The following is a 23,117-nucleotide window of genomic DNA, read 5'->3' as shown; positions in this document are numbered from 1 at the left end:
CTCATTCCCCCCATGCCAGCCGAACAGCTGCTAATGCCTGAACTGGGTCTTGTTTCAACAGTTCGGCAAGCATGGATATAGCCTTCTCCACACTTTGCCGCTCAGCATTCGTTCCAAAATGGTTGATCCGTAAAAGATGGCCAAATAATTCTCCGTCTCCGGGAGCCACAATGCCTATAGGCTGCTCAATCCGCAACTCTTGCTTTCCAGAAATCCGCACCGTTGTAGTCAGCGTAGAATAATGTCTGCTGTCCTTTTGCCAAGGCTCAAGCCCCAAGGATTTAATACCAGCTACAGCAGCTGCTGCGGCTCGCTCATGGCGTTTGATTACTTGATCCAATCCTTCTTCTTCAATTCGTGTCAAAGCTTGAGTCAAGGCTCTAGCCTCCAGCGTAGGAATGTTTGGGGCAACCCGCAATGGCGCGGCGTCTCCCAGTGATGGTTTCAGATCCAGCAAGGATAAAATAGAATTGCGTGGAGCATTTTCATTCGACTCAAGAAATTCCCAGCCACGTGGAGAAATACTTACGGCACTAACACCGTTGGGTCCAGCTAAGGCTTTTTGCGCACCTATAACTGCAAAATCAACGAACCATTCATCCACCAGCAGGGCCTCTCCCCCAACCGCAGATACGGAGTCAGACACAGTAATAAGATTGAATTCTTTTGCAATTTCAAATATTTCTTTAGCAGGATTAGAGCCTCCAGTAACCACTTCAGCTTGAACAAAAGAAAGGGCACAAGGTTTAAACTCCTTAATCGCGGAAGCAACTTGGTCGCTAGTGACCACTTCATCAAAAGGAACCTTTACTTCAACAACCGTTGCTCCACCCCGCTCAAGCCATTTTCCAAATAAACTTCCATAAGGACCTGTTACTATATTTACAATGGTTCGACCGGGTGCAGCTATTCCGGCGGCTACCGCCTCGATTCCAAGGATTGCCTCAGCCGGAATAATAACTGGAGGGTGCTCAGTAAACAAGACTTTGGAAATTAAATGTGTTAGCTTATTGTACTCAGCCAGTGAAAGTGGCACGTATCCTTTATGTTCTCGGTTCATAAAAAAACCTCCTGATGTACTTTATTTTGGCATTTTCGGAACCGCCGACAACAGCTCATAACTGTATTCATGTTTAGGACGGATGAAGAATTGGTCCCGCGGACTCTGCTCCACGAGCTTTCCTTGCCGCATAACTGCTACCGTATCGCTAATTGCATTGATTACTCCTAGATCATGAGAAATAAAAAGCATGGTGAGATTAAGCTCAGCCTTCAGCGTATTGAACAGTTCGAGCACACTAAGCTGCACAGATACATCCAACGCACTTGTAGGTTCATCCGCGATCAGGATGTTTGGCTCAACACTTAATGCACGAGCGATCGCTATCCGTTGACGCTGGCCGCCGGAAAATTCATGCGGGAATTTGTCTAACGCCTTTTGTTCTAAATGAACTTGATTCAAAAGCTCTTTGCATCTTTGTTCAACATCTGTACGCCCCACTATTTTATGAAACAATAAGGGCTCGGAAAGAATTTGCCTAATCGAATGTTTAGGATTTAGCGAAGCATCTGGATTTTGGAAAATCATCTGGATTGTTTTGTGCTGCTCACGGCTTCTTTTCTTTTTTAATTCTTGGGTTCCCAACAGAATCTGTCCCTCATTTGGGGCAATCAGTCCAGCAATTACCCGCGCCAGCGTAGATTTCCCTGATCCGGATTCTCCAACAAGCCCAAGGGTGGTGTGCTGCTCAAGATTCAGATTGATATGATCCAGTGCAGTAAAGCCGCCATAATGAACAGTTAAATCTTTTATTTGTAAGACTAATTCCATGAGTCTCTACTCCCTTCAAGCTCTGGCAAAGGAAGCACCGAATCAATCAGCATCTGTGTGTAAGGGTCTTTCGGATTTCGCAAAATATCAAGGGTATTGCCCCGCTCAACAATCTGTCCCTGTTTCATTACACATAGCCGTGAACACAAGTTTGCTGCAATCGCTAGGTTATGCGTAACAAATACCATGGCAAAACTGAGCTCATGCTGGAGGCTCGTGATCGTCTCAATAATTTGCCGTTGAACCGTGACGTCCAGTGCCGTTGTCGGCTCATCACAGAGAAGTATGCCTGGCTTGCACGCCAGTGCCAGAGCGATGACTACCCGTTGACACTGACCGCCTGAAAGCTGACTCGGATACCGGTCCTTTTTCTTCAAAGAATCGGGGAGACCAAGCCTTTCGAGCAGTTCCAGTGCAATTACCCGCGAGGTCTTACGGCTTACTCTCTGTCTGTAATACACAACTTCAGCCAGTTGTTTGACAACCGTACAGAGCGGATCAAGCGCACCTCTTGGATCTTGAAATACCATTGCACTGCTTACCTCACTTTTAATGGTGCCACCAGTCTGTTCAACACCATTTGGAAGCAAGCCTAAAATTGCACGCAGCGTAAGCGATTTTCCTGATCCCGATTCACCTACTAATCCCAGACTCTCCCCTTTACCCAGCGAAAAACTAACATTATTGACCAATCTCTCATTTGACTTAGCTGCCAGCGATAGCGCCTCTATTTCTAAAATGGGTTGTATAGACATTATTTTTTCCTCCATATGTCTGCCAAACCATCACCTAGGAGCGACAAAGCTATCCCCGTATACACCACTGCAAATCCCGGAACGGCCGAGAGCCACCAAGCTGTAGTGATGAAGGGCTGTCCATCTGAAATCATTGTCCCCCAGTCAGGAGTTGGCGGTGTAATGCCGATACCAAGATACCCGAGTGTAACAATGGCAACAAGCAATCCAATCATATCTGTCATAAGGACGACCACGGCTTGCGGAAGTACATTCGGCAGGAGATGACGCAAAATAATTTTCACTCCTGGTAGCCCTAAGGTTTGAGCGGACGCCACCCATTCCTGATTACGAAAAGAAGCACTAAGACCTCTGACGACACGGGCAAAGACAATCCATCCTACAAAGATAAAAGTAATATAAATGCCTCGTTCTCCTGCTCCACTGGCAAAAGCCACGATAATAACGATCAGATAAAAAGGAAAGGCGATGAATGTATCTGACAACAGCGTAATAACTGTATCGATCCATTTGCCGTAATATCCTGCCAGCATTCCTAGAAATACACCTGTGCAAAAGGGAATGATTTCTGCCAAGACCATGATTTTCAAATCAGTCCTCGCTGCATAGATCAGTCTAGTAAACAAATCACGCCCTAATTGATCAGTTCCCAACCAATGCTCGGCTGACGGAGGCTGTAAAAAGGCACTCAAATTTTGCTCAGAGGGGTCATAAGGACTTATATAAGGTATAAACACAGTCAAGAGAATAAGAGCTGCAAACATAATAATTCCCACTAGAAGTGATGGGGTATTCCATATTCGCTGTAAGCCGCTTGTTATCTTACCGTCTTCATACAATCGCGAGTCTAGTCTTATAGTTTTCATTGTTTTCCTTTCGTTCTGGGATCAAGCCACCAGGAAATGATTTCAATCAAGAGACTGATGATCACAACAGATAGCGCACAGTAAAGTGCTATTCCTTGAATAACCGGAAAGTCCCGTTTCGAAATTGACGTGAACAATAAGCTGCCAATTCCCTTAATTCCAAATACCTGCTCAACGACCAAGGTGCCTCCGATTAAATAAGAAATATTCACACCCAGCAGCATTAACGTAGGAAGAGCAGAGTTGCGCAGCACATGTTTAAATAAAATAACCCTGTTTGGTATGCCCGCAGCCTTAAGGGTGACTACAAAATCCGATTCTAACACTTCAAGCATCTGCGCTCTTAATGAACGAACAAGCGTAGGAACCTGTGAAAAAGCAACAGTGATTGCTGGAAGTGCAAGACTATGCAAGGTTCCGACCCACCCTTCACTTACTCCCCCAACAGGGAACCAGCCAAGCCGGACACTAAAGAGCAAAATTAAAAGTAAGCCAACCCAGAAGATTGGCATACCTAGAGTAATTGTAGGAAAAATACGTATCAAATGGTCCAGCAGTTTATCCTTATGCGTAGCGGCTACCGTAGCGAGCAGAAGGGATACGAAAATCGCCAACACACAAGCCATCACGATGAGCAGCAAAGTAACAGGGGCCCGTTGTGTAATCAACTCTCTTGTTGATGTCCCCATAATAATGGAGTCTCCAGTATCTCCTTGAGTAAACAGCGTCTTCACAAATCGGATGAATTGCTCCCATAAAGGGAGGTCCAGCCCAAGAGTATGATGCATACTCTTGAGCGCCTCAGGGGTGCTGTATTCTCCCAAAATCATTTTTGCTGGATCTCCCGGCACGATTCGTATGATGAAAAAGACTGCTATCATTACGCAGAAGATCACTGCCAATGCTTTTATAAGAGATATCACAAGCCAGTTGTAAGAACCCTTGCTTCCTTTCGGTTGATTTAACACCTGCTTAAGATTCATCATTGGCTGATGCGGACATCTTCGAAACGGGCACTGCCGTTTGGTAGAACAACGAGACCGTCAACTGAAGAACGAATACCTTTTAAAACATCTGGATAGTAAAGCGGAATATAAGGAACTTCATCAGCAAGGGTCTGCAGCAGCTTAGTATAGATTTGTGCACGTTCATCGCCATCCGCAGTTTTTTGTCCCTCATATAGAAGCTTCGTTACTTCATCATTTGTATAATGCGTCCAATATGATTTGCTGAAGCCTTCCGGATCGGTCTGGAAAGCAATAATAGAGTTCGCTTCAGGGGAATCCGCTTGGCCGCTGTTCAGCATTGCCGCAAAATCATATGCGAAGAAACGTTCACGGAAAGTGGCAAGTTCAATCGATTCAATCTCAATCTTAATCCCGATCGTTTGACCCGCTGCCTGAATAATTTGTGCCTCTTGAGCTCTTGTGCTATTACCGGATGCTACAAGTAATTTGGTAGTGAAGCCATTAGGGAAGGCAGATTTTGCAAGCTCCTCCTTGGCTGCTTCGATATTAAAGTTCAGTGCTTTGATTGTATCATTTGCGTTATAAGGAATCGTTGTTGGCAGCAATGAGTTTGCTGTTTGTGCATAACCAAAGGTTAGCGCCTTGGTCAAGCCCTCACGATCAAGCGCCAGCGCCAGAGCGCGACGGACATGCACATCAGAAAAATGTTCATCCAACGTATTAAAGAACAATTGCTCTGTCACCCAACTACCGTTAGTAACTACTTTAGTGTCAGCCCCATCTTTAATCTCATTGGCATTTTGCAGGGCCAAAGATTCAATAGCATTAACTTCTCCAGCCTTCAGCTGGTTAATCGCTTGACTGTCATCTTCAATCAGTTTATAAACGAGCTTATCAATATAGGGTTTACCTTCTTGCCAGTAGAATGTATTCTTAGTGAAGGTCAGATCACCTGCAGTGTCCCATGTTTCAACAACAAAAGGTCCCGTACCGATTGGTTTCTTGAAGAATTCTTCTTCGGATAATCCACCGAAATTGTTAGGAAGGATACCATTTGAGAAATTAGATAGCTCCGAGATAAATGGTGTATAAGGCTCTTTAAGTGTAATAACAAGCGTTTTGTTATCTTGCGCTTTGATTGTGTCGACTTTTGCGGATATTGCCAGCGGGCCGCCTACCTTCAAGTGCCGCTCAAGAGAGAATACAGCATCTTCTGCGGTCACATCCGTACCATTGGAAAACTTCAACCCATCACGAAGCTCGAATGTATACGTCAGACCATCTTCACTGATATTATGTGACTTAGCAAGCCAATCTACAATTTCACCTTTGCTGTCAAAAGCGACTAATGATTCAAAAACTTTGTCGATTGCAAAAGCATTGTTGGACGTAATCTGATTATGCAAATCCAGCGAAGTTACAGAAGCAGGTCGTCCATAGACGAAAGTCCCTCCCGTTGCAGGTTCTGCAGTTTGAGGACTTTGAGTTGCCGGACTCGCACTTTCCTGTGCCTCTTTATTTGAATCAGCCTTATTATTAGACCCCGAGCACCCTGCAATTAACATCAATAGCAAAACTGCTATTGCCCCCAACAGAATCGGTTTCTTAATAGATACACTAAAGTACGACATAATTCGCTCCCCCTATAATTCTTATATGTTTAGTATGAATTGTATTATGGGTTAAACACTCTAGTCTGTCAAACATAATTTAATTTGCAACAATCCTTAAGTAAATATACATAACAAAAAGACCACTGTCGATTACTCAACAGTGGTCTTGTGTGCTTGGCAACGTCCTACTCTCCCAGGACCCTTCGGTCCAAGTACCATCGGCGCTGGAGGGCTTAACGGTCGTGTTCGGGATGGGTACGCGTGGAACCCCTCCGCTATCGCCACCAAACATGCGTCTGTGAAACAGACGCTGCCGCGTGAAATTCGGTTCTTCACCAGAAGTGATAATGAATTTCTAAGCGTATTTCAGGCTTGATGCCTGAAAACTGAATCCGAAACGAATCTGCATTCTACATATAGGATAAGCCCTCGACCGATTAGTATTGGTCAGCTCCATGCATTGCTGCACTTCCACCTCCAACCTATCTACCTCGTCGTCTTCAAGGGGTCTTACTAATTGGGAAATCTCATCTTGAGGGGGGCTTCACGCTTAGATGCTTTCAGCGCTTATCCCGTCCGTACGTAGCTACCCAGCCATGCTCCTGGCGGAACAACTGGTGCACCAGCGGTACGTCCATCCCGGTCCTCTCGTACTAAGGACAGCTCCTCTCAAATTTCCTGCGCCCACGACAGATAGGGACCGAACTGTCTCACGACGTTCTGAACCCAGCTCGCGTACCGCTTTAATGGGCGAACAGCCCAACCCTTGGGACCTACTTCAGCCCCAGGATGCGATGAGCCGACATCGAGGTGCCAAACCTCCCCGTCGATGTGGACTCTTGGGGGAGATAAGCCTGTTATCCCCAGGGTAGCTTTTATCCGTTGAGCGATGGCCCTTCCATGCGGTACCACCGGATCACTAAGTCCGACTTTCGTCCCTGCTCGACTTGTAGGTCTCGCAGTCAAGCTCCCTTATGCCTTTGCACTCTGCGAATGATTTCCAACCATTCTGAGGGAACCTTGGAACGCCTCCGTTACTCTTTAGGAGGCGACCGCCCCAGTCAAACTGCCCGCCTGACACGGTCCCCGTACCCGGTAAGGGCACTAGGTTAGAACCTAGATACGATCAGGGTGGTATCCCAACGGCGCCTCCACCGAAGCTTGCGCTCCGATTTCTACGGCTCCCACCTATCCTGTACAGATCGTACCCAAATTCAATATCAAGCTGCAGTAAAGCTCCATGGGGTCTTTCCGTCTTGTCGCGGGTAACCTGCATCTTCACAGGTATTAAAATTTCACCGGATCTCTCGTTGAGACAGCGCCCAAGTCGTTACGCCATTCGTGCGGGTCAGAATTTACCTGACAAGGAATTTCGCTACCTTAGGACCGTTATAGTTACGGCCGCCGTTTACTGGGGCTTCGGTTCATAGCTTCGGGTTACCCCTAACCACTCCCCTTAACCTTCCAGCACCGGGCAGGCGTCAGCCCGTATACTTCGCCTTGCGGCTTCGCACAGACCTGTGTTTTTGCTAAACAGTCGCTTGGGCCTTTTCACTGCGGCCCCCTCGTGCTATTCACACTACCGGGGCACCCCTTCTCCCGAAGTTACGGGGTCATTTTGCCGAGTTCCTTAACGAGAGTTCTTCCGCGCGCCTTAGAATTCTCTTCTCGCCTACCTGTGTCGGTTTGCGGTACGGGCACCTTCTCCTGGCTAGAGGCTTTTCTTGGCAGTGTGAGATCATGACCTTCGCTACTACAATTTTCGCTCCCCATCACAGCCCAGCCTTAATGATGTGCGGATTTGCCTACACATCAGCCTCACTGCTTAGACGGACATCCATCAGTCCGCGTCACTACCCTCCTGCGTCACCCCATCGCTCATAGCGGATTACGGTGGTACAGTAATTTCAAACTGTTGTCCTTCGACTACGCCTTTCGGCCTCGCCTTAGGTCCCGACTTACCCTGAGCGGACGAGCCTTCCTCAGGAAACCTTGGGCTTTCGGCGGATCAGATTCTCACTGATCTTTTCGTTACTCATACCGGCATTCTCACTTGTGTAGTGTCCAGCGCTCTTTTCAGTACACCTTCAACCCCTACACAACGCTCCCCTACCCCAGATGCAAAGCATCTAGCCATAGCTTCGGTGGTGTGTTTAGCCCCGTTACATTTTCGGCGCAGAGTCACTCGACCAGTGAGCTATTACGCACTCTTTCAATGGTGGCTGCTTCTAAGCCAACATCCTGGTTGTCTGTGCAACTCCACATCCTTTCCCACTTAACACACACTTGGGGACCTTAGCTGATGGTCTGGGCTGTTTCCCTTTTGACAATGGATCTTAGCACTCACTGTCTGACTCCCGGCAATAAGTATATGGCATTCGGAGTTTGACTGAGCTTGGTAATCCTTGCGGACCCCGCACCCAATCAGTGCTCTACCTCCACTACTCTTATACCGAGGCTAGCCCTAAAGCTATTTCGGGGAGAACCAGCTATCTCCGAGTTCGATTGGAATTTCTCCGCTACCCCCACCTCATCCCCGCACTTTTCAACGTACGTGGGTTCGGGCCTCCAGTGCGTGTTACCGCACCTTCACCCTGGACAGGGGTAGATCACACGGTTTCGGGTCTACGTCCACATACTAATTCGCCCTATTCAGACTCGCTTTCGCTGCGGCTCCACCTTCTCGGCTTAACCTTGCATGTTAAACGTAACTCGCCGGTTCATTCTACAAAAGGCACGCCATCACCCATTAATAGGGCTCTGACTTTTTGTAAGCACACGGTTTCAGGTTCTATTTCACTCCCCTTCCGGGGTGCTTTTCACCTTTCCCTCACGGTACTGTTTCACTATCGGTCGCCAGGTAGTATTTAGCCTTAGCAGATGGTCCTGCTGGATTCATACGGGGTTTCACGTGCCCCGCACTACTCGGGATCCGTCTCGGAGAGAATACAGTTTAGGTTACAGGGCTTTTACCTCTATCGCGGGCCTTTCCAGACCTCTTCACCTACCATATTCCTTTGTAACTCCATGTGAGACGTCCCACAACCCCTAAGAGCAAGCTCTTAGGTTTAGGCTGTTCCGCGTTCGCTCGCCGCTACTGACGGAATCACTATTGTTTTCTCTTCCTCAGGGTACTTAGATGTTTCAGTTCCCCTGGTCTGCCTCTACATTTCCTATGTATTCAGAAATGAGTAACTGCGAATTACCACAGCTGGGTTTCCCCATTCGGACACCCCCGGATCAAAGCTTGCTTACAGCTCCCCGAGGCAGTTTCGTTGTTCGCCACGTCCTTCGTCGGCTCCTGGCGCCTAGGCATCCTCCGTGTGCTCTTATTAGCTTAACCTTGATTTTTCCGCAGGAAAATATCATACGATGACATTCTCTTTGGAATCATCTCACTAATAACATTTACTTGTTTGCACAAGTTGCTAAAAGATGTTCTAAAACGCAAATTCGTTTCGGTATCCAGTTTTCAAGGATCAAGTCTTACTTGAGAGCTTAAACTCTCAAAACTGAGCAACGAGTGAGTAACAGGCCTAAACCTGAGTTTTGGAAGCTTAGCTTCCGATTTGAATGTTCTCATTGCAGAGAACGATTCTCCATAGAAAGGAGGTGATCCAGCCGCACCTTCCGATACGGCTACCTTGTTACGACTTCACCCCAATCATCTACCCCACCTTCGGCGGCTGGCTCCCTTGCGGGTTACCCCACCGACTTCGGGTGTTGTAAACTCTCGTGGTGTGACGGGCGGTGTGTACAAGACCCGGGAACGTATTCACCGCGGCATGCTGATCCGCGATTACTAGCAATTCCGACTTCATGCAGGCGAGTTGCAGCCTGCAATCCGAACTGAGACCGGCTTTGATGGGATTGGCTCCACCTCGCGGCTTCGCTTCCCGTTGTACCGGCCATTGTAGTACGTGTGTAGCCCAGGTCATAAGGGGCATGATGATTTGACGTCATCCCCACCTTCCTCCGGTTTGTCACCGGCAGTCACTCTAGAGTGCCCAGCTTAACCTGCTGGCAACTAAAGTTAAGGGTTGCGCTCGTTGCGGGACTTAACCCAACATCTCACGACACGAGCTGACGACAACCATGCACCACCTGTCTCCTCTGTCCCGAAGGCCGCCGCTATCTCTAGCAGATTCAGAGGGATGTCAAGACCTGGTAAGGTTCTTCGCGTTGCTTCGAATTAAACCACATACTCCACTGCTTGTGCGGGTCCCCGTCAATTCCTTTGAGTTTCAGTCTTGCGACCGTACTCCCCAGGCGGAGTGCTTACTGTGTTAACTTCGGCACCAAGGGTATCGAAACCCCTAACACCTAGCACTCATCGTTTACGGCGTGGACTACCAGGGTATCTAATCCTGTTTGCTCCCCACGCTTTCGCGCCTCAGCGTCAGTTACAGCCCAGAAAGTCGCCTTCGCCACTGGTGTTCCTCCACATATCTACGCATTTCACCGCTACACGTGGAATTCCACTTTCCTCTTCTGTACTCAAGCCACCCAGTTTCCAGTGCGACCTCAGGTTGAGCCCAAGGTTTAAACACCAGACTTAAATAGCCGCCTGCGCGCGCTTTACGCCCAATAATTCCGGACAACGCTTGCCCCCTACGTATTACCGCGGCTGCTGGCACGTAGTTAGCCGGGGCTTTCTTCTCAGGTACCGTCACTCCGGTAGCAGTTACTCTACCGGACGTTCTTCCCTGGCAACAGAGCTTTACGATCCGAAAACCTTCATCACTCACGCGGCGTTGCTCCGTCAGGCTTTCGCCCATTGCGGAAGATTCCCTACTGCTGCCTCCCGTAGGAGTCTGGGCCGTGTCTCAGTCCCAGTGTGGCCGTTCACCCTCTCAGGTCGGCTACGCATCGTCGCCTTGGTGGGCCGTTACCCCACCAACTAGCTAATGCGCCGCAGGCCCATCCCTCAGTGACAGATTGCTCCGTCTTTCATTCTTCTCTCAGGAGAAAAAAGAAATTATCCGGTATTAGCTACCGTTTCCGGTAGTTATCCCAGTCTGAAGGGCAGGTTGCCTACGTGTTACTCACCCGTCCGCCGCTAAGTCATTTTGAAAGCAAGCTTTCAAAATGACTCCGCTCGACTTGCATGTATTAGGCACGCCGCCAGCGTTCGTCCTGAGCCAGGATCAAACTCTCCAATTAGTATTGAAAAGAGCGATATGCTCATTTTGAAACATCTGACGAGAAAATTAATTCTCTAATTTTGGATTTCACTTACGTGATTTCCTACTCACTCGTTGTTCAGTTTTCAAAGATCAAGTTCTCGTTGGCGCCGTTTAATGTCTCAGCAGCAACTCTTATACTATATCATGTTCGGCTATTTAATGTCAAGCTCTTTTTTTAACTTCTTTTTCAAGCTCGGCATGTGTACTTCTTGGCCGGACTTAGAATATATCATGTATGGAGATGCATTGCAAGAGTTTTTTTGAAATATACTAGATAAATGAGAGACTGTGCTGCCAAAAGCCTCAATACTGCAATATATAATGGCTAGCACAGCCTTATTCCTTTGTACCTACGCCCTAAGCAATGATTTCTTGAATATACAATTCACGTTCCAACATCAAGTTAACTATTGTTTCCTCTATCTTAACCATCGGACGTGTAGGGTTTGCGCGATCAGTGAAGATAATCTCCCCATGACGGCCATCACTTAATTTGATTCTAGTGCCATTAAAGAGATCAGTACTCTTCTGTATAAACGTCTGCACAATCACTGGATCAAGCTTACCGAAGCTTTCTGTCAGAATCTGCTCTAGTACCAAATAAGGAGACTGTGCTCTTCTGTAGGCTCTTTCTAAGGTCATAGCATGGAATATATCTGCTACTGCGACTACTTTAGCGTAGAAATGAATCTGACTGCCGTCCAGCTTCAATGGATAACCAGAGCCATCAATCTTCTCATGATGCTGCAAGGCGGCAAGTCTTACCCCTTCATTAATCGCTGTAACATTGCGTAATAATTGATAACCATATGTAGTGTGTCGGCGAACCTCTTCTATTTCACTATTGTTAAGTGTCTCCGGTTTCTGTAAAAGTGAGCTGTCTACTTTAGCATTACCGATATCATGTAATAATCCTGCAAAAGCAATCTGCATCCAATCCTTTTGTGGGTACCCACACCACTGAGCGATTTTATAGGAGGTCAACGCGGACAACACAGCATTGTGATAGTTGTAATCCTCATATTTTAAAGTGCGCGGTGTAAACTTCAAGACATGATAATCCTTCAAATAACCTATTAATGTCTCTAACTGACTGCGAAGCTCAAAAATAGGAAGTGAAGCTGCCGTTACCGATCGATAGCTGTTCTTAATAAGAGTGAGCATTTTATCGTATTCATCATGTAGAGGAGAATTAGTCTTGGCCAACATCGATTCGTTGATAATGGCTCCAGCTTTAGGGGAAGCTTGCTTAGCTGTTGTTTTGGCTCCATCCGAACTCGCCTCACCTTGGTCACCTTCGATTTCCACTTGCCCAATCAAAAAAGCCTGTAAAATATCTAGATCACGAGGGAGCAATATTTTTCCCTTAGTGAATAAAGTCCCCCCTAAAGGTGTAATTACATCCTTTATTATCTTTGAGCCTGCTTTAACTTCTCCAACCAATATATTTGGCATATACTCAGCCCCTTAATTTCTATAAGCCGTACACCCAGCATTACCTCACATTGATAAGACAGATAATTTCTGAGAAATTAGTACTTTATAGGATTCTATTGGCTAATTATAGTACGGATAAATGGAAGACACTAGTGCAGTGAAAACTATTCTTTCAAAATATTTATTTTATTTTTTGAAGCATCGGTCATTCAAAAAGCAACAAAAAGAGCAAGAACTTCTGTAATAGAAGCCCTTGCTCTTTTTTAAAATCAACCTATTCTAAGTCAGTGTCTTCGTCCTCAGTCAGGATCTCAGGCTGATCAATATCGCCAGATTCCTCGACTGTATCTTGCCCTTCCAAGCCTTCCAGACCTTCCACTTCCTCAGATTCATCCTCTTCGTTCTTGTCAGCTCTACATAGAGTAGCTACTGCGTCATCCTCACGGATGTTAATCAGCTTAACCCCTTGAGCATAACGGCCCATAGTAGAAATTCCATCCATGCTGGTACGAATCAGGGTACCGCTAGTCGTAATGATCATTAAGTCTTCATCCTTCTTAACGACCTTAAGACCCACTACAGGACCATTCTTATCGGTGAGATTAATGGTCTTGATCCCTTTACCGCCACGAGTCTGGGAACGATAATCACCGGCTGGTGTCCGTTTACCATAGCCCTTGGTAGTAACAATCAGAACCTCAAGCTCCTTATCGACACAGTCCATACCAATGACATGGTCATTACCGTCAAGCGTAATGCCCTTAACGCCAGTCGCGCTACGTCCCATAGAACGCACATCATTCTCTGAGAACGTAATCGACATTCCGCGAGCTGTACCGATAATGAGATTTTGCTGTCCATCAGTCAGCTTAACCTCGATTAGGGAATCTTCTTCACGAAGATTAATAGCAATAAGACCGCCTTTACGGATGTTGTTATAATCCCCAAGAGGCGTCTTCTTCACGATACCCTCGCGGGTAGCAAAGAATAAATATTTGTCGCTATCGCCATCTTCCACTTGGATTACCGCACTAATCTTCTCACCTTGTTCGATTTGAATCAGGTTGATGATTGGCGTCCCCCGGGCTGTACGGCCCAATTCTGGGATCTCATAAGCTTTAATCCGGTAAACTTTACCCTTATCGGTAAAGAACATCAGATAGTTATGAGAGTTACTCACGAAGAGATGCTCCACGAAATCCTGGTCCTTGGTGTCCATCCCCATGACTCCGCGACCTCCGCGCTTCTGACTGCGGTAGGTGCTGACAGGTAGACGTTTGATATATCCTGTATGTGTAATAGTGATAACAACCTCTTCACGTGGAATAAGGTCTTCATCCAGGATACTTTCTTCACCAACCGTAATCTCTGTCCGGCGTTCATCAGAATATCTATCGCGGATATCCTGCAGCTCGTTGCTGATGATTTCCAGTACAAGATGCTCGTTAGCCAGAATTTCACGGTACTCTGCAATTTTAACGATCAATTCGTTATATTCATTCTCGATCTTTTCCCGTTCCAGACCGGTCAGACGTTGCATCCGCATATCGAGGATAGCCTGAGCCTGCTCTAAACTGAGGCTAAAGGTGCTCATTAATCCTTCGCGGGCTATATCAGTTGTCCGTGAAGCACGGATTAACGCAATCACTTCATCCAGATGATCAAGCGCAATGCGCAGACCTTCTAAGATATGAGCGCGTGCTTCAGCTTTTTTAAGATCAAATATAGTACGACGACGAATAACTTCAATCTGGTGCTGCAAATAATGATAAAGTACATCACGCAGATTAAGAATTTTCGGCTCGTTATTTACGATGGCAAGCATGTTGATCCCAAATGTGGATTGCATAGAAGTATGTTTATATAGATTGTTTAATACTACATTTGGATTAACATCGCGTCTCATCTCAACAACTACACGCATACCGTTACGGTCAGACTCATCTCGAAGATCCGTTATACCTTCGATCCGTTTCTCACGTACTAATTCTGCGATTTTTTCAACCAATCTTGCTTTGTTAACCTGGTATGGAAGCTCATGCACAATGATGCGAGCCTTGCCGTTGTTCTCTTCGATCGTTGCCTTCGCACGCATGGTTACTGAACCACGCCCCGTACGATAAGCCTGACGAATGCCCTCACGACCCAAAATATATCCAGCCGTAGGGAAATCCGGACCTTGGATAAACTCCATCAATTCCATTGGCGTGATATCAGGATTCTTAATCATCGCCTGCACACCATCGATAACTTCACCAAGGTTATGCGGTGGAATATTAGTAGCCATACCTACAGCAATACCAGATACCCCATTTACGAGCAGATTCGGATAACGGGCTGGCAATACAACCGGCTCATTCTCTTCACCATCATAGTTGGGTGCGAAGTCAACTGTCTCTTTGTTCAAATCACGAAGCATTTCGCCTGCAATCTTGGAGAGACGGGCTTCTGTGTACCGCATCGCCGCGGCCATATCACCATCGATCGAACCAAAGTTCCCGTGACCGTCTACAAGCATATAGCGCATCGAGAAATCCTGAGCCATCCGTACCATTGTTTCATAGACAGCTGAGTCACCGTGAGGGTGGTACTTACCGATAACCTCACCGACGATTCTTGCAGATTTCTTATGAGGCTTATCCGCAGACATTCCAAGCTCCGACATCGCAAACAAAATGCGTCGGTGAACCGGCTTGAGTCCGTCCCGCACATCTGGCAAAGCCCGGCTAACAATGATGCTCATTGCGTAATCCATAAAGGATTCACGCATTTCCACGCCAATGTCCCGATCTTTGACTTGTGGGTTATTTTGTTCAGCCATGAGTTGCTGGACCTCCTTCAGTTAAAAAACCGCTACCCTTAATTATATTACTTTCACAAAAGTAGCACAATTAAACATGATAGCCTTTTATCTTCTAATATTGATTTCTTTTTGCGCTTATCAGGGTATTTGCCCTTTCCGCAAATATCTTTACTACATAGACTGTAAAGACAAGAAACACGGTTTTATTATCCTAATATCGTTCGATAAGGCATAACCCCATATCCTTATATTATACCATTGTTTAGGTAGCTTGTCCTGATTTTCAGCTGTCAAAGATTATGCTGCCACTGCATTTTTTACAACAAGGAACCCAAAGGACCTATTCCTGCACAAAACTCATAAGGAGGAAGATAATGAAGATTCAACGCGTCCCAAGCAAATGGGCTAAAACGAAAGTCATCCTTCAAAATCACTCTCTATTGCAATATGTGCCTGATACCCGTAAATTCGATGTCAATGCTCTTAAGGAGATGCTTGCGTTATATACAATGGTCTATATTAAGCCAGATCGAGGAAGTTATGGTATCGGTGTAATGAGAGCTGAGCAGCGTACTGTAACTCTTAGCACTAGCAAACAGAAAGCTGAACACGGTACCGACCTCGATAACGTTAATAAAGAAGAGCCCGAAGAACAGATCTTGTATATTTTAAGATATGGGAAGACTGCAGAAGTGTTTTTCTCACCAGAAGAGCTGTATGAGAACTTACAGAAACGAATTCAGAATCGAACCTATTTGATTCAAAAAGGGATTGACCTTCTGCGTCATCAAGACCGCCCTTTTGATCTTCGGGTTCTTACCCAAAAGACACCATCAGGAGTATGGGAAACAACAGGAATGCTTGGAAGAGTAGCTGCCCCTCAAAAAATCGTCACCAATTATCACAGTGGAGGCAGTATCCTTTCCGTAAGTACTCTACTAAAAAATTATATGCCGCCCTCTGAAGTCCTAGTTACGATCAATCACTTAAAAGCATTGGGTATACAAATCGCGGCACAGCTTCAATCTGCCTATCCGGGAATCAAAGAGATTGGTCTGGATATTGCCATGGATCAACATCTGGATATGTGGCTGCTGGAAGTCAACACTCTTCCGTCCATTGCTGTATTCAAATTATTTCCTGATAAATCAATCTATCGTAAAATACATCGCTATGCCGTAGCCTATGGACGTGTAAAAGCAAGAAAATCCCCTTATTCGACCCGCAATAAACAATCCACAAGAGCCTAAAAAAAGCTTGAAATCAAAGAACCTCCAGCGTTCTCATTCCGTTAGGAATAGAAGCCGGAGGTTGTATTAAATATTGTTCTTACACATCAAGGTATCTAACGTTCTTGGCATGCTCATGGATAAAGTCACGTCTTGGTTCAACATTGTCACCCATAAGTGTATCAAAAATACTATCTGCCAGCATCGCATCTTCAATCGTAACCTGGAGCATCATACGGGTCTCAGGGTCCATCGTTGTGTCCCAAAGTTGGGTTGCATTCATCTCTCCCAAACCTTTGTAACGTTGGACGTTAACCTTAGCATTTTCTCCAAAAGAAGCGATAATATCATCGCGTTCCTTCTCGCTGCCTGCGTAGCGGATAACCTTATTGCGCTCAATCTTAAAGAGAGGAGGCTGTGCAATATAGATATAACCCGCGTCTACTAGCTTCCGCATGTAACGATAGAAGAACGTTAATAATAGCGTTCTAATATGGGCTCCATCGACGTCGGCATCGGTCATAATAACGACTTTATGGTAGCGAGCCTTCGATAAGTCAAAGTCATCGCTGATCCCTGTGCCCAAAGCCGTAATGATGGCGCGGATCTCCGCGTTAGATAAAATACGGTCAAGGCGAGCTTTTTCAACGTTTAGGATCTTACCACGCAACGGTAGAATCGCTTGGAAATGGCGATCCCGTCCTTGCTTAGCCGATCCACCCGCTGAGTCACCTTCGACGATGTATAGTTCGCTGATCGAGGCATCCTTGGATGAACAGTCGGCGAGTTTACCAGGCAGAGCACTGACTTCAAGCGCACTCTTCCGACGGGTTAACTCACGTGCCTTACGAGCAGCTTCTCGCGCGCGTGAAGCGGAAAGTGACTTTTCAAGAACGCGACGTGATACTGCTGGGTTTTCTTCCAGGAACTCTTGTAATTTCTCTCCGAACAGTGATTCTACGATACCCCGCACTTCACTATTTCCGAGCTTAGTTTTCGTTTGACCTTCAAATTGTGGATCTGGAATTTTGACAGAAATAATGGCTGTCAATCCTTCACGCACGTCATCACCAGTCAGATTCGAATTGCTATCCTTCAGTACTCCCGCTTTACGAGCATAATCGTTGATGATACGGGTCAGCGCACTTTTAAAGCCGGATTCATGCGTTCCACCCTCATGCGTATTAATATTATTCGCAAAAGAGTAGATGTTCTCAGTATACGAATCGTTATATTGGAGAGCCACTTCAACTTGGATCATATCGCGTGAGCCTTCCACGTAGATCGGATCCTCATGTAGTGCTTCTTTTTTCTCATTCAAATATTTCACATATTCAACGATACCACCCTCGTATTTGAACACGTTGGTGACATCCGTCCGCTCATCATGAAGTGAAAGCTCGATTCCTTTGTTAAGAAAAGCCAGCTCCCGAATACGAGTAAGCAGTGTCGAATATTCAAAAACTGTGGTTTCCGTAAATATTTCAGGATCCGGATGAAAGGTTGTAGTCGTTCCTGTCTCATCTGAATCGCCAACGATTTTGATATCATACTGCGGTGCACCACGTCTATATTCCTGTTGGTAGATATGACCGTCACGTTTGACCTTAACAAGGACCTTTTCAGACAAGGCATTCACTACAGAGATACCCACGCCATGCAAACCACCGGAAACTTTATATCCGCCACCGCCGAATTTACCGCCTGCATGCAGCACGGTCATTACGACTTCAAGCGTCGACTTCTTAAGCTTTACATTCTCACCTACAGGTATGCCACGTCCATTATCGATAACAGTGATCGCGTTATCCTCATGTATAATCACTTGAATCCGGTCACAATAACCTGCGAGTGCCTCATCGATACTATTATCGACGACCTCCCATACCAAGTGATGGAGACCTTTAGAACTAGTCGAACCAATATACATGCCCGGACGTTTCCGAACCGCTTCCAGCCCTTCCAGTACCTGAATCTGGCTCTCATCATATGTCGGTTGATTCATTGACATGCCTTCACCTACTTCTTTCTGATTATCTCTTTGTTACCCAATGCAAGTTATATTTCGAGCAAAATTTTGGCTCTTTTTTTAAGAGTGGAGGAGGAAATGGGGGAGTAATACACGATATTTTTAGTTACGACAATAGATTTTGCTTCCTCTTCGCCAATCCGCTCAAGCTTCTTATCCTGCTCAGAGTGAATAACGAATTGCTTAGATACCTTGGAAGATTTTTCAATCGAAATATCAAATATAGCAATTAACTCCGAAGACCTAATGATCTTCTCCCCGCCCAAATGAATATACATGATCGTCCTCCGCTCTTTTATAACTCAACTTTTCCATCATGAACATGAAATAGGCTGGCGCCCTTTAATTTATCGGCATTCAGACCCTCAATTCCGGTAGCGGTAATGAATGTCTGTACCTTGCTTTGAAAGGTTTCAATAAGCTGGGTCTGGCGGTAAGGATCAAGCTCGGATAAAACATCATCAAGAAGCAGCACAGGATATTCTCCGATTTCCTCATGGATCAGCTCGATTTCCGCCAGCTTAAGCGATAAAGCCGTGGTACGCTGCTGTCCTTGAGAACCGTAGACCTGAGCTTCCCTTCCGTTGATAAAAAAGGACAGGTCATCCCGATGGGGACCCGTCAGCGTCATGCCGCGCCTGATTTCTTGTTCTCTCGTTTGTGATAACTTTAACATAAAATTGTCTAATAAGACAGCTTCATCTTCCTCATCCCGATCGCCGAAAGAGGGGACATAGAGCAATTTCAGTTCTTCTCCGCCGTTCGTAATCCCCCGGTGAATGCTTTCAGCCCATATTTGCAGCTTCTTTATGAATTGTTTCCTTTTTTTGACGATTTTAACACCATGCTCTACAAGTTGAGCATCCCAGATTTCCAGAAGCTCTTTCCCTGCAGCCTCTTTTCCCCATAATTGCTTTAAGAGATTACCTCTTTGCAAGAGAATTTTTTGATACTGCTGTAGGTGAAATAGATAACTAGGCTGGACTTGGCCGATCTCCATATCAAGAAAACGCCGTCTGATACCAGGGGTCCCTTTTACAATCTCTAAATCTTCCGGTGCAAACATGACCACATTCAGAGATCCAACAAACTCACTAAGGCGCCGCTGCTCCAAACCATTGATCTTGGCTTTTTTACCTTTGGCAGATAGGGTGAGCTCCAGCTTGAGATCGCCATACTTGCGTTCCACCTCGGCAACGATCTGAGCTGCATCTCCGGGGGCGTCGAAGGAGATAAGTTCGCGGTCCTTAGAGGTGCGGTGGCTTTTGGTCATCGCCAGGACGAACAATGCCTCCATGAGGTTTGTTTTGCCTTGGGCGTTCTGACCCAGAATCAGATTCACATCGCCCAGGCTCTCCAGACGCAGCAGCCCGTAATTCCGATAATGCTGCAGACCGATATTTTTAACAAACACGAAATGGTTCCTCCCCTAGCGTACTACTCTTTTACTCCTCCGCCTTCAACCTCAAAGGTACCGTTATCCTGCACTTCGATTTTGTCACCCGGATAAAGTTTTCTGCCGCGCCGTTCCTCTACCTCTCCGTTGACCAATACGTGACCTTCCTGCAATAAAGCTTTGGCCATTCCACCTGTGGATACACAATCTGCGAGTTTCAGAAATTGGTCCAGCTTAATGTATCCACTGTGGATAAGTATTTTTTTCATGGTTTTTATCCTTTCAGCCACTTATCCACATGTTCATGAATGTTGGCATTAATTTGTTGTACGGTAAGGCAAAATGATATACAAGCTATTGGTTTGGTCAAGTGGTTTCAAAATGATCGGACTCATCATCCCTGTAAATGCAATAACGAGCTGTTCACTCTCTATGACCTTTAATACATCAAGCATATATTTCGAGTTGAAAGATATTTTGAGAGGTTCACCTTTGAAATCGATGACTTCAAGTTCCTCGCGAACCTTACCCAGCTCTGATGAGCTTGAAGAAATTTCAATACCGCCTTGATCAAGCGTCTGCATACGAACAATATTTGTTTTTTCTTCCCGGGACAGCAAATAAGCACGATCAATCGATTCACTTAATTTTTTTGTATCTAAAGTTAGTTCTGTTTTGTAGGTTGTTGGAATAATTCTAGAAGTATCAGGATAAATCCCATCTAGGATCCGTGAATAAAACAGTACTTTGTCGATTTTGAAGAGAACTTGATTATCCGCAACGACAATATCAACCAGCATATTTTGGTCAGGGATAATTTTGCTGAGCTCATTAAGGGTTTTACCGGCAATAACAATATTTCCGAAATTGACATTTTCCGTGCCTTCAAGTTTAGCAGCTCTTGTTGCCAAGCGGTGACGGTCAGTCGCTGTAAACTTAAACTCATTGTCGCTCAGATTCCATAGTATACCCGTTAATATCGGAGTTGTCTCTTGGGTAGAAATAGAAAAGGCTGTTTGTTTAATCATATTTTTCAGCAAATCACCTGGTAGAGAGATCGTGTCATTCTCTTCAATGCTCGGTAACACTGGGAATTCTTCAGGGTCTAAACCTACCATCTGAATCTCAGTGGATCCGGAAGAAATGTACGTTTGGAATCCTTCTTTTACTTCCATGTGGATTTCTTTGGAGGGCAGCTTCTTAATAATCTCGACGAAAAATTTAGCGGGAAGGACAACACTTCCTGGCTGATCTATCTTCACGATGGTGTGGCTGTCATTCTCTGCTGGAATAAACGATTGAATAGAAATATCGGTATCACTTGCAGTTAATGTGACGCCTTGATGGCTAACTTCCAGTTTAATACCGGTCAAAATAGGGATTGTTGTTCTGCTGGATATAGCTTTGGATACGTGTTGAATGGATTCGTTGAGCTCATTTTTAAGAATGCTTATTTTCATGATTTCACTCCTAGCTGAAAAATTGGGAATTTCGATGGATTTGAGTCTGTTAATTACGCGTCTTTACATGATGAATTATTATAGTTATTTAATAGTATTAGTAGTAGGGGCGACGAATATGTGGATAACCCCACCAAACAGCATAAAATTAAGCCTACCCACATGTGTATAGATTGTGTATAGGCTCTTTGTTCCTCTTAGGAAGGATTTTTAATTTTCTCCGCAAGATTATTTACCACTTTGTACAACTCCTGATCGACCTTTAATGCCTGTGTAATTTTATCGTGCGCATGAATTACGGTCGTATGGTCACGTCCTCCGAAAGCCTCACCAATCTTAGGCAGCGAATAATCCGTTAGTTCACGGGATAGATACATTGCGATTTGACGTGGAAACGCTACGGCTTTGGTTCTTTTGCGTGCTTTGAAGTCTTCAAGGCGCAAATTGTAGTATTCTCCGACTTTTTGCTGAATATCAGCGATGGTGATCATCTTGGGACGACTGGAAGGAATAATATCCTTGAGCGCTTCAGCTGCCAAATGAGTGGTTACATCCTGGTTGGTAAGCGAAGAATAAGCAACTACCCGGATTAATGCACCCTCAAGCTCACGAATATTGGTGTCAATCTGGTTGGCAATATACATCATGGCCTCATTAGGGATATCAAGGTTCTCTGCCTTAGCCTTTTTGCGTAAAATCGCAATCCGGGTCTCCAGATCTGGTGGTTGAATATCCGTAATCAAGCCCCATTCGAACCGGGAACGCAGCCGTTCTTCCAGTGTGGGAATTTCCTTTGGTGGTCGGTCGCTGGAGATGATAATTTGCTTGCGTTCTTCGTGGAGCGCATTGAAAGTATGGAAAAACTCCTCCTGTGTAGACTCTTTTCCAGCGAGGAATTGAATGTCGTCGATAAGCAAAATGTCAACATTACGATACTTGTTACGGAAGCTTTCACCGCGGTTATCACGGATCGAATTGATAAATTCATTCGTGAATTTCTCAGACGAGATGTAAATTACCTTGTTATTTGGGTTATGTTCCAGGACATAGTGCCCAATTGCGTGCATCAAATGGGTTTTGCCCAGACCTACACCACCGTATAAAAACAAGGGATTGTATGCTTTGGCTGGTGCTTCGGCTACTGCCAGTGAGGCTGCATGCGCAAAGCGGTTCCCAGAGCCGATTACAAAGGTGTCAAAAGTGTACTTTGGATTGAGCAGATGCGTTTGTGCTTCTTCTCTTGATACTACGGGAGTCGGAGCGGATTGTTGAACCACAAGCTCAGGCGGCTTGCTTTCTTCAATCACGAATTTTACATCCACTTGTTTCCCTGTGACTTCGTAGACGGTTGCTCCTACCAGTTTGGTGTAACGACTTTCCAGCCATTCTACTGCAAACGTTGTAGGTGCCGAGATAATGAGAACCTGGGAGTTGAAGGTTATCGCTTTAGTAGCCTTAAACCAGGTATCAAAGCTCGGCTTGCTTAATTTGGTTTGAATAATCGATAAAATTTGCTGCCATAATTCGGAAGTATGGCTGTCCAC

General features: G+C 45.6%; 15 protein-coding genes and 3 rRNA genes. 1 reads left to right on the top strand and 17 read right to left on the bottom strand.

Going from position 1 to position 23,117, the window contains the following annotated elements; translation table 11 throughout:
• Position 1 precedes the first annotated feature (1 nt).
• From NYE58_RS00090 to gyrA, 11 genes are all read right to left on the bottom strand, one after another.
• Complete coding sequence (locus NYE58_RS00090) at positions 2-1,060, bottom strand: aminotransferase class V-fold PLP-dependent enzyme (protein WP_341000885.1); 1,059 nt, start codon at positions 1,058-1,060, stop codon at positions 2-4.
• A gap of 21 nt (positions 1,061-1,081) precedes the next feature.
• Positions 1,082-1,831, bottom strand: a complete 750-nt coding sequence (locus NYE58_RS00085) for an ABC transporter ATP-binding protein (RefSeq protein ID WP_076220663.1) — start codon at positions 1,829-1,831, stop codon at positions 1,082-1,084.
• On the bottom strand, positions 1,822-2,586 hold the full coding sequence (locus NYE58_RS00080) for an ABC transporter ATP-binding protein (protein WP_076278190.1): 765 nt from the start codon (positions 2,584-2,586) through the stop codon (positions 1,822-1,824). The genes NYE58_RS00085 and NYE58_RS00080 overlap by 10 nt, the downstream gene beginning before the upstream one ends.
• Positions 2,586-3,452 carry an ABC transporter permease gene (locus NYE58_RS00075; protein WP_143762006.1) on the bottom strand — a complete coding sequence of 289 codons (867 nt, stop codon included), beginning with the start codon at positions 3,450-3,452 and terminating at the stop codon, positions 2,586-2,588. The genes NYE58_RS00080 and NYE58_RS00075 overlap by 1 nt, the downstream gene beginning before the upstream one ends.
• The gene (locus tag NYE58_RS00070) at positions 3,449-4,435 is read right to left on the bottom strand and encodes an ABC transporter permease (protein ID WP_341000883.1); all 987 of its coding nucleotides are present in this window, start codon (positions 4,433-4,435) and stop codon (positions 3,449-3,451) included. Before NYE58_RS00070 ends, NYE58_RS00075 begins: the two co-directional genes overlap by 4 nt.
• Complete coding sequence (locus tag NYE58_RS00065; RefSeq protein WP_076278188.1) at positions 4,435-6,051, bottom strand: ABC transporter substrate-binding protein; 1,617 nt, start codon at positions 6,049-6,051, stop codon at positions 4,435-4,437. The genes NYE58_RS00070 and NYE58_RS00065 overlap by 1 nt, the downstream gene beginning before the upstream one ends.
• A gap of 154 nt (positions 6,052-6,205) precedes the next feature.
• Positions 6,206-6,322 (bottom strand): 5S ribosomal RNA (gene rrf / locus NYE58_RS00060).
• 128 nt (positions 6,323-6,450) lie between these two features.
• Positions 6,451-9,376: ribosomal RNA gene (locus tag NYE58_RS00055) — 23S ribosomal RNA — on the bottom strand.
• A 262-nt stretch (positions 9,377-9,638) separates the two neighbouring features.
• A 16S ribosomal RNA gene (locus tag NYE58_RS00050) occupies positions 9,639-11,196 on the bottom strand.
• The 16S, 23S and 5S rRNA genes sit together here, the layout of an rRNA operon.
• 380 nt (positions 11,197-11,576) lie before the next feature.
• Positions 11,577-12,674, bottom strand: a complete 1,098-nt coding sequence (locus NYE58_RS00045; RefSeq protein WP_341000882.1) for an HD-GYP domain-containing protein — start codon at positions 12,672-12,674, stop codon at positions 11,577-11,579.
• Positions 12,675-12,930: 256 nt separating this feature from the next.
• Positions 12,931-15,477, bottom strand: a complete 2,547-nt coding sequence (gene gyrA / locus NYE58_RS00040; protein WP_341000881.1) for a DNA gyrase subunit A — start codon at positions 15,475-15,477, stop codon at positions 12,931-12,933.
• A 356-nt stretch (positions 15,478-15,833) separates the two neighbouring features.
• On the opposite strand from gyrA, the gene NYE58_RS00035 reads away from it, so the two are divergent.
• The gene (locus NYE58_RS00035) at positions 15,834-16,709 is read left to right on the top strand and encodes a YheC/YheD family protein (protein WP_076276332.1); all 876 of its coding nucleotides are present in this window, start codon (positions 15,834-15,836) and stop codon (positions 16,707-16,709) included.
• 79 nt (positions 16,710-16,788) lie between these two features.
• Here the strand turns inward: NYE58_RS00035 and gyrB are convergent, their stop codons facing one another.
• The 6 genes from gyrB to dnaA all read right to left on the bottom strand — a co-directional run bounded on the left by gyrB (position 16,789) and on the right by dnaA (position 23,117).
• Entirely contained in the window at positions 16,789-18,699 is a 1,911-nt protein-coding gene (gene gyrB / locus NYE58_RS00030; protein ID WP_036677726.1) for a DNA topoisomerase (ATP-hydrolyzing) subunit B, read from the bottom strand.
• A 47-nt stretch (positions 18,700-18,746) separates the two neighbouring features.
• Entirely contained in the window at positions 18,747-18,995 is a 249-nt protein-coding gene (remB, locus tag NYE58_RS00025) for an extracellular matrix regulator RemB (RefSeq protein WP_036677731.1), read from the bottom strand.
• Positions 18,996-19,012: 17 nt separating this feature from the next.
• Positions 19,013-20,131, bottom strand: a complete 1,119-nt coding sequence (gene recF / locus NYE58_RS00020) for a DNA replication/repair protein RecF (RefSeq protein ID WP_036677733.1) — start codon at positions 20,129-20,131, stop codon at positions 19,013-19,015.
• A gap of 23 nt (positions 20,132-20,154) precedes the next feature.
• Positions 20,155-20,382, bottom strand: a complete 228-nt coding sequence (gene yaaA, locus NYE58_RS00015) for a S4 domain-containing protein YaaA (RefSeq protein WP_036677736.1) — start codon at positions 20,380-20,382, stop codon at positions 20,155-20,157.
• A gap of 48 nt (positions 20,383-20,430) precedes the next feature.
• The gene (gene dnaN, locus NYE58_RS00010; protein WP_036677739.1) at positions 20,431-21,573 is read right to left on the bottom strand and encodes a DNA polymerase III subunit beta; all 1,143 of its coding nucleotides are present in this window, start codon (positions 21,571-21,573) and stop codon (positions 20,431-20,433) included.
• A gap of 197 nt (positions 21,574-21,770) precedes the next feature.
• Positions 21,771-23,117: a chromosomal replication initiator protein DnaA gene (dnaA, locus tag NYE58_RS00005; protein WP_036677741.1), complete on the bottom strand. Its 1,347-nt coding sequence runs from the start codon at positions 23,115-23,117 to the stop codon at positions 21,771-21,773.

The sequence above is a fragment of the Paenibacillus sp. FSL L8-0708 genome (assembly GCF_038009325.1).
Classification (GTDB): Bacteria; Bacillota; Bacilli; order Paenibacillales; family Paenibacillaceae; genus Paenibacillus_AQ; species Paenibacillus_AQ odorifer.
Note: the sequence above shows the minus strand (reverse complement) of the source record. Positions and strands in the feature narration are given on the sequence as shown.

What these genes read in the sequence shown, in the direction of transcription:
- gyrB (WP_036677726.1), bottom strand. Translation starts at nt 18,699, where the DNA reads ATGTCAATGAATCAACCGACATATGATGAGAGCCAGATTCAGGTACTG.
- remB (WP_036677731.1), bottom strand. Translation starts at nt 18,995, where the DNA reads ATGTATATTCATTTGGGCGGGGAGAAGATCATTAGGTCTTCGGAGTTA.
- NYE58_RS00080 (WP_076278190.1), bottom strand. Translation starts at nt 2,586, where the DNA reads ATGTCTATACAACCCATTTTAGAAATAGAGGCGCTATCGCTGGCAGCT.
- NYE58_RS00090 (WP_341000885.1), bottom strand. Translation starts at nt 1,060, where the DNA reads ATGAACCGAGAACATAAAGGATACGTGCCACTTTCACTGGCTGAGTAC.
- NYE58_RS00045 (WP_341000882.1), bottom strand. Translation starts at nt 12,674, where the DNA reads ATGCCAAATATATTGGTTGGAGAAGTTAAAGCAGGCTCAAAGATAATA.
- dnaN (WP_036677739.1), bottom strand. Translation starts at nt 21,573, where the DNA reads ATGAAAATAAGCATTCTTAAAAATGAGCTCAACGAATCCATTCAACAC.
- NYE58_RS00070 (WP_341000883.1), bottom strand. Translation starts at nt 4,435, where the DNA reads ATGAATCTTAAGCAGGTGTTAAATCAACCGAAAGGAAGCAAGGGTTCT.
- NYE58_RS00035 (WP_076276332.1), top strand. Translation starts at nt 15,834, where the DNA reads ATGAAGATTCAACGCGTCCCAAGCAAATGGGCTAAAACGAAAGTCATC.
- NYE58_RS00085 (WP_076220663.1), bottom strand. Translation starts at nt 1,831, where the DNA reads ATGGAATTAGTCTTACAAATAAAAGATTTAACTGTTCATTATGGCGGC.
- yaaA (WP_036677736.1), bottom strand. Translation starts at nt 20,382, where the DNA reads ATGAAAAAAATACTTATCCACAGTGGATACATTAAGCTGGACCAATTT.
- gyrA (WP_341000881.1), bottom strand. Translation starts at nt 15,477, where the DNA reads ATGGCTGAACAAAATAACCCACAAGTCAAAGATCGGGACATTGGCGTG.
- NYE58_RS00075 (WP_143762006.1), bottom strand. Translation starts at nt 3,452, where the DNA reads ATGAAAACTATAAGACTAGACTCGCGATTGTATGAAGACGGTAAGATA.
- NYE58_RS00065 (WP_076278188.1), bottom strand. Translation starts at nt 6,051, where the DNA reads ATGTCGTACTTTAGTGTATCTATTAAGAAACCGATTCTGTTGGGGGCA.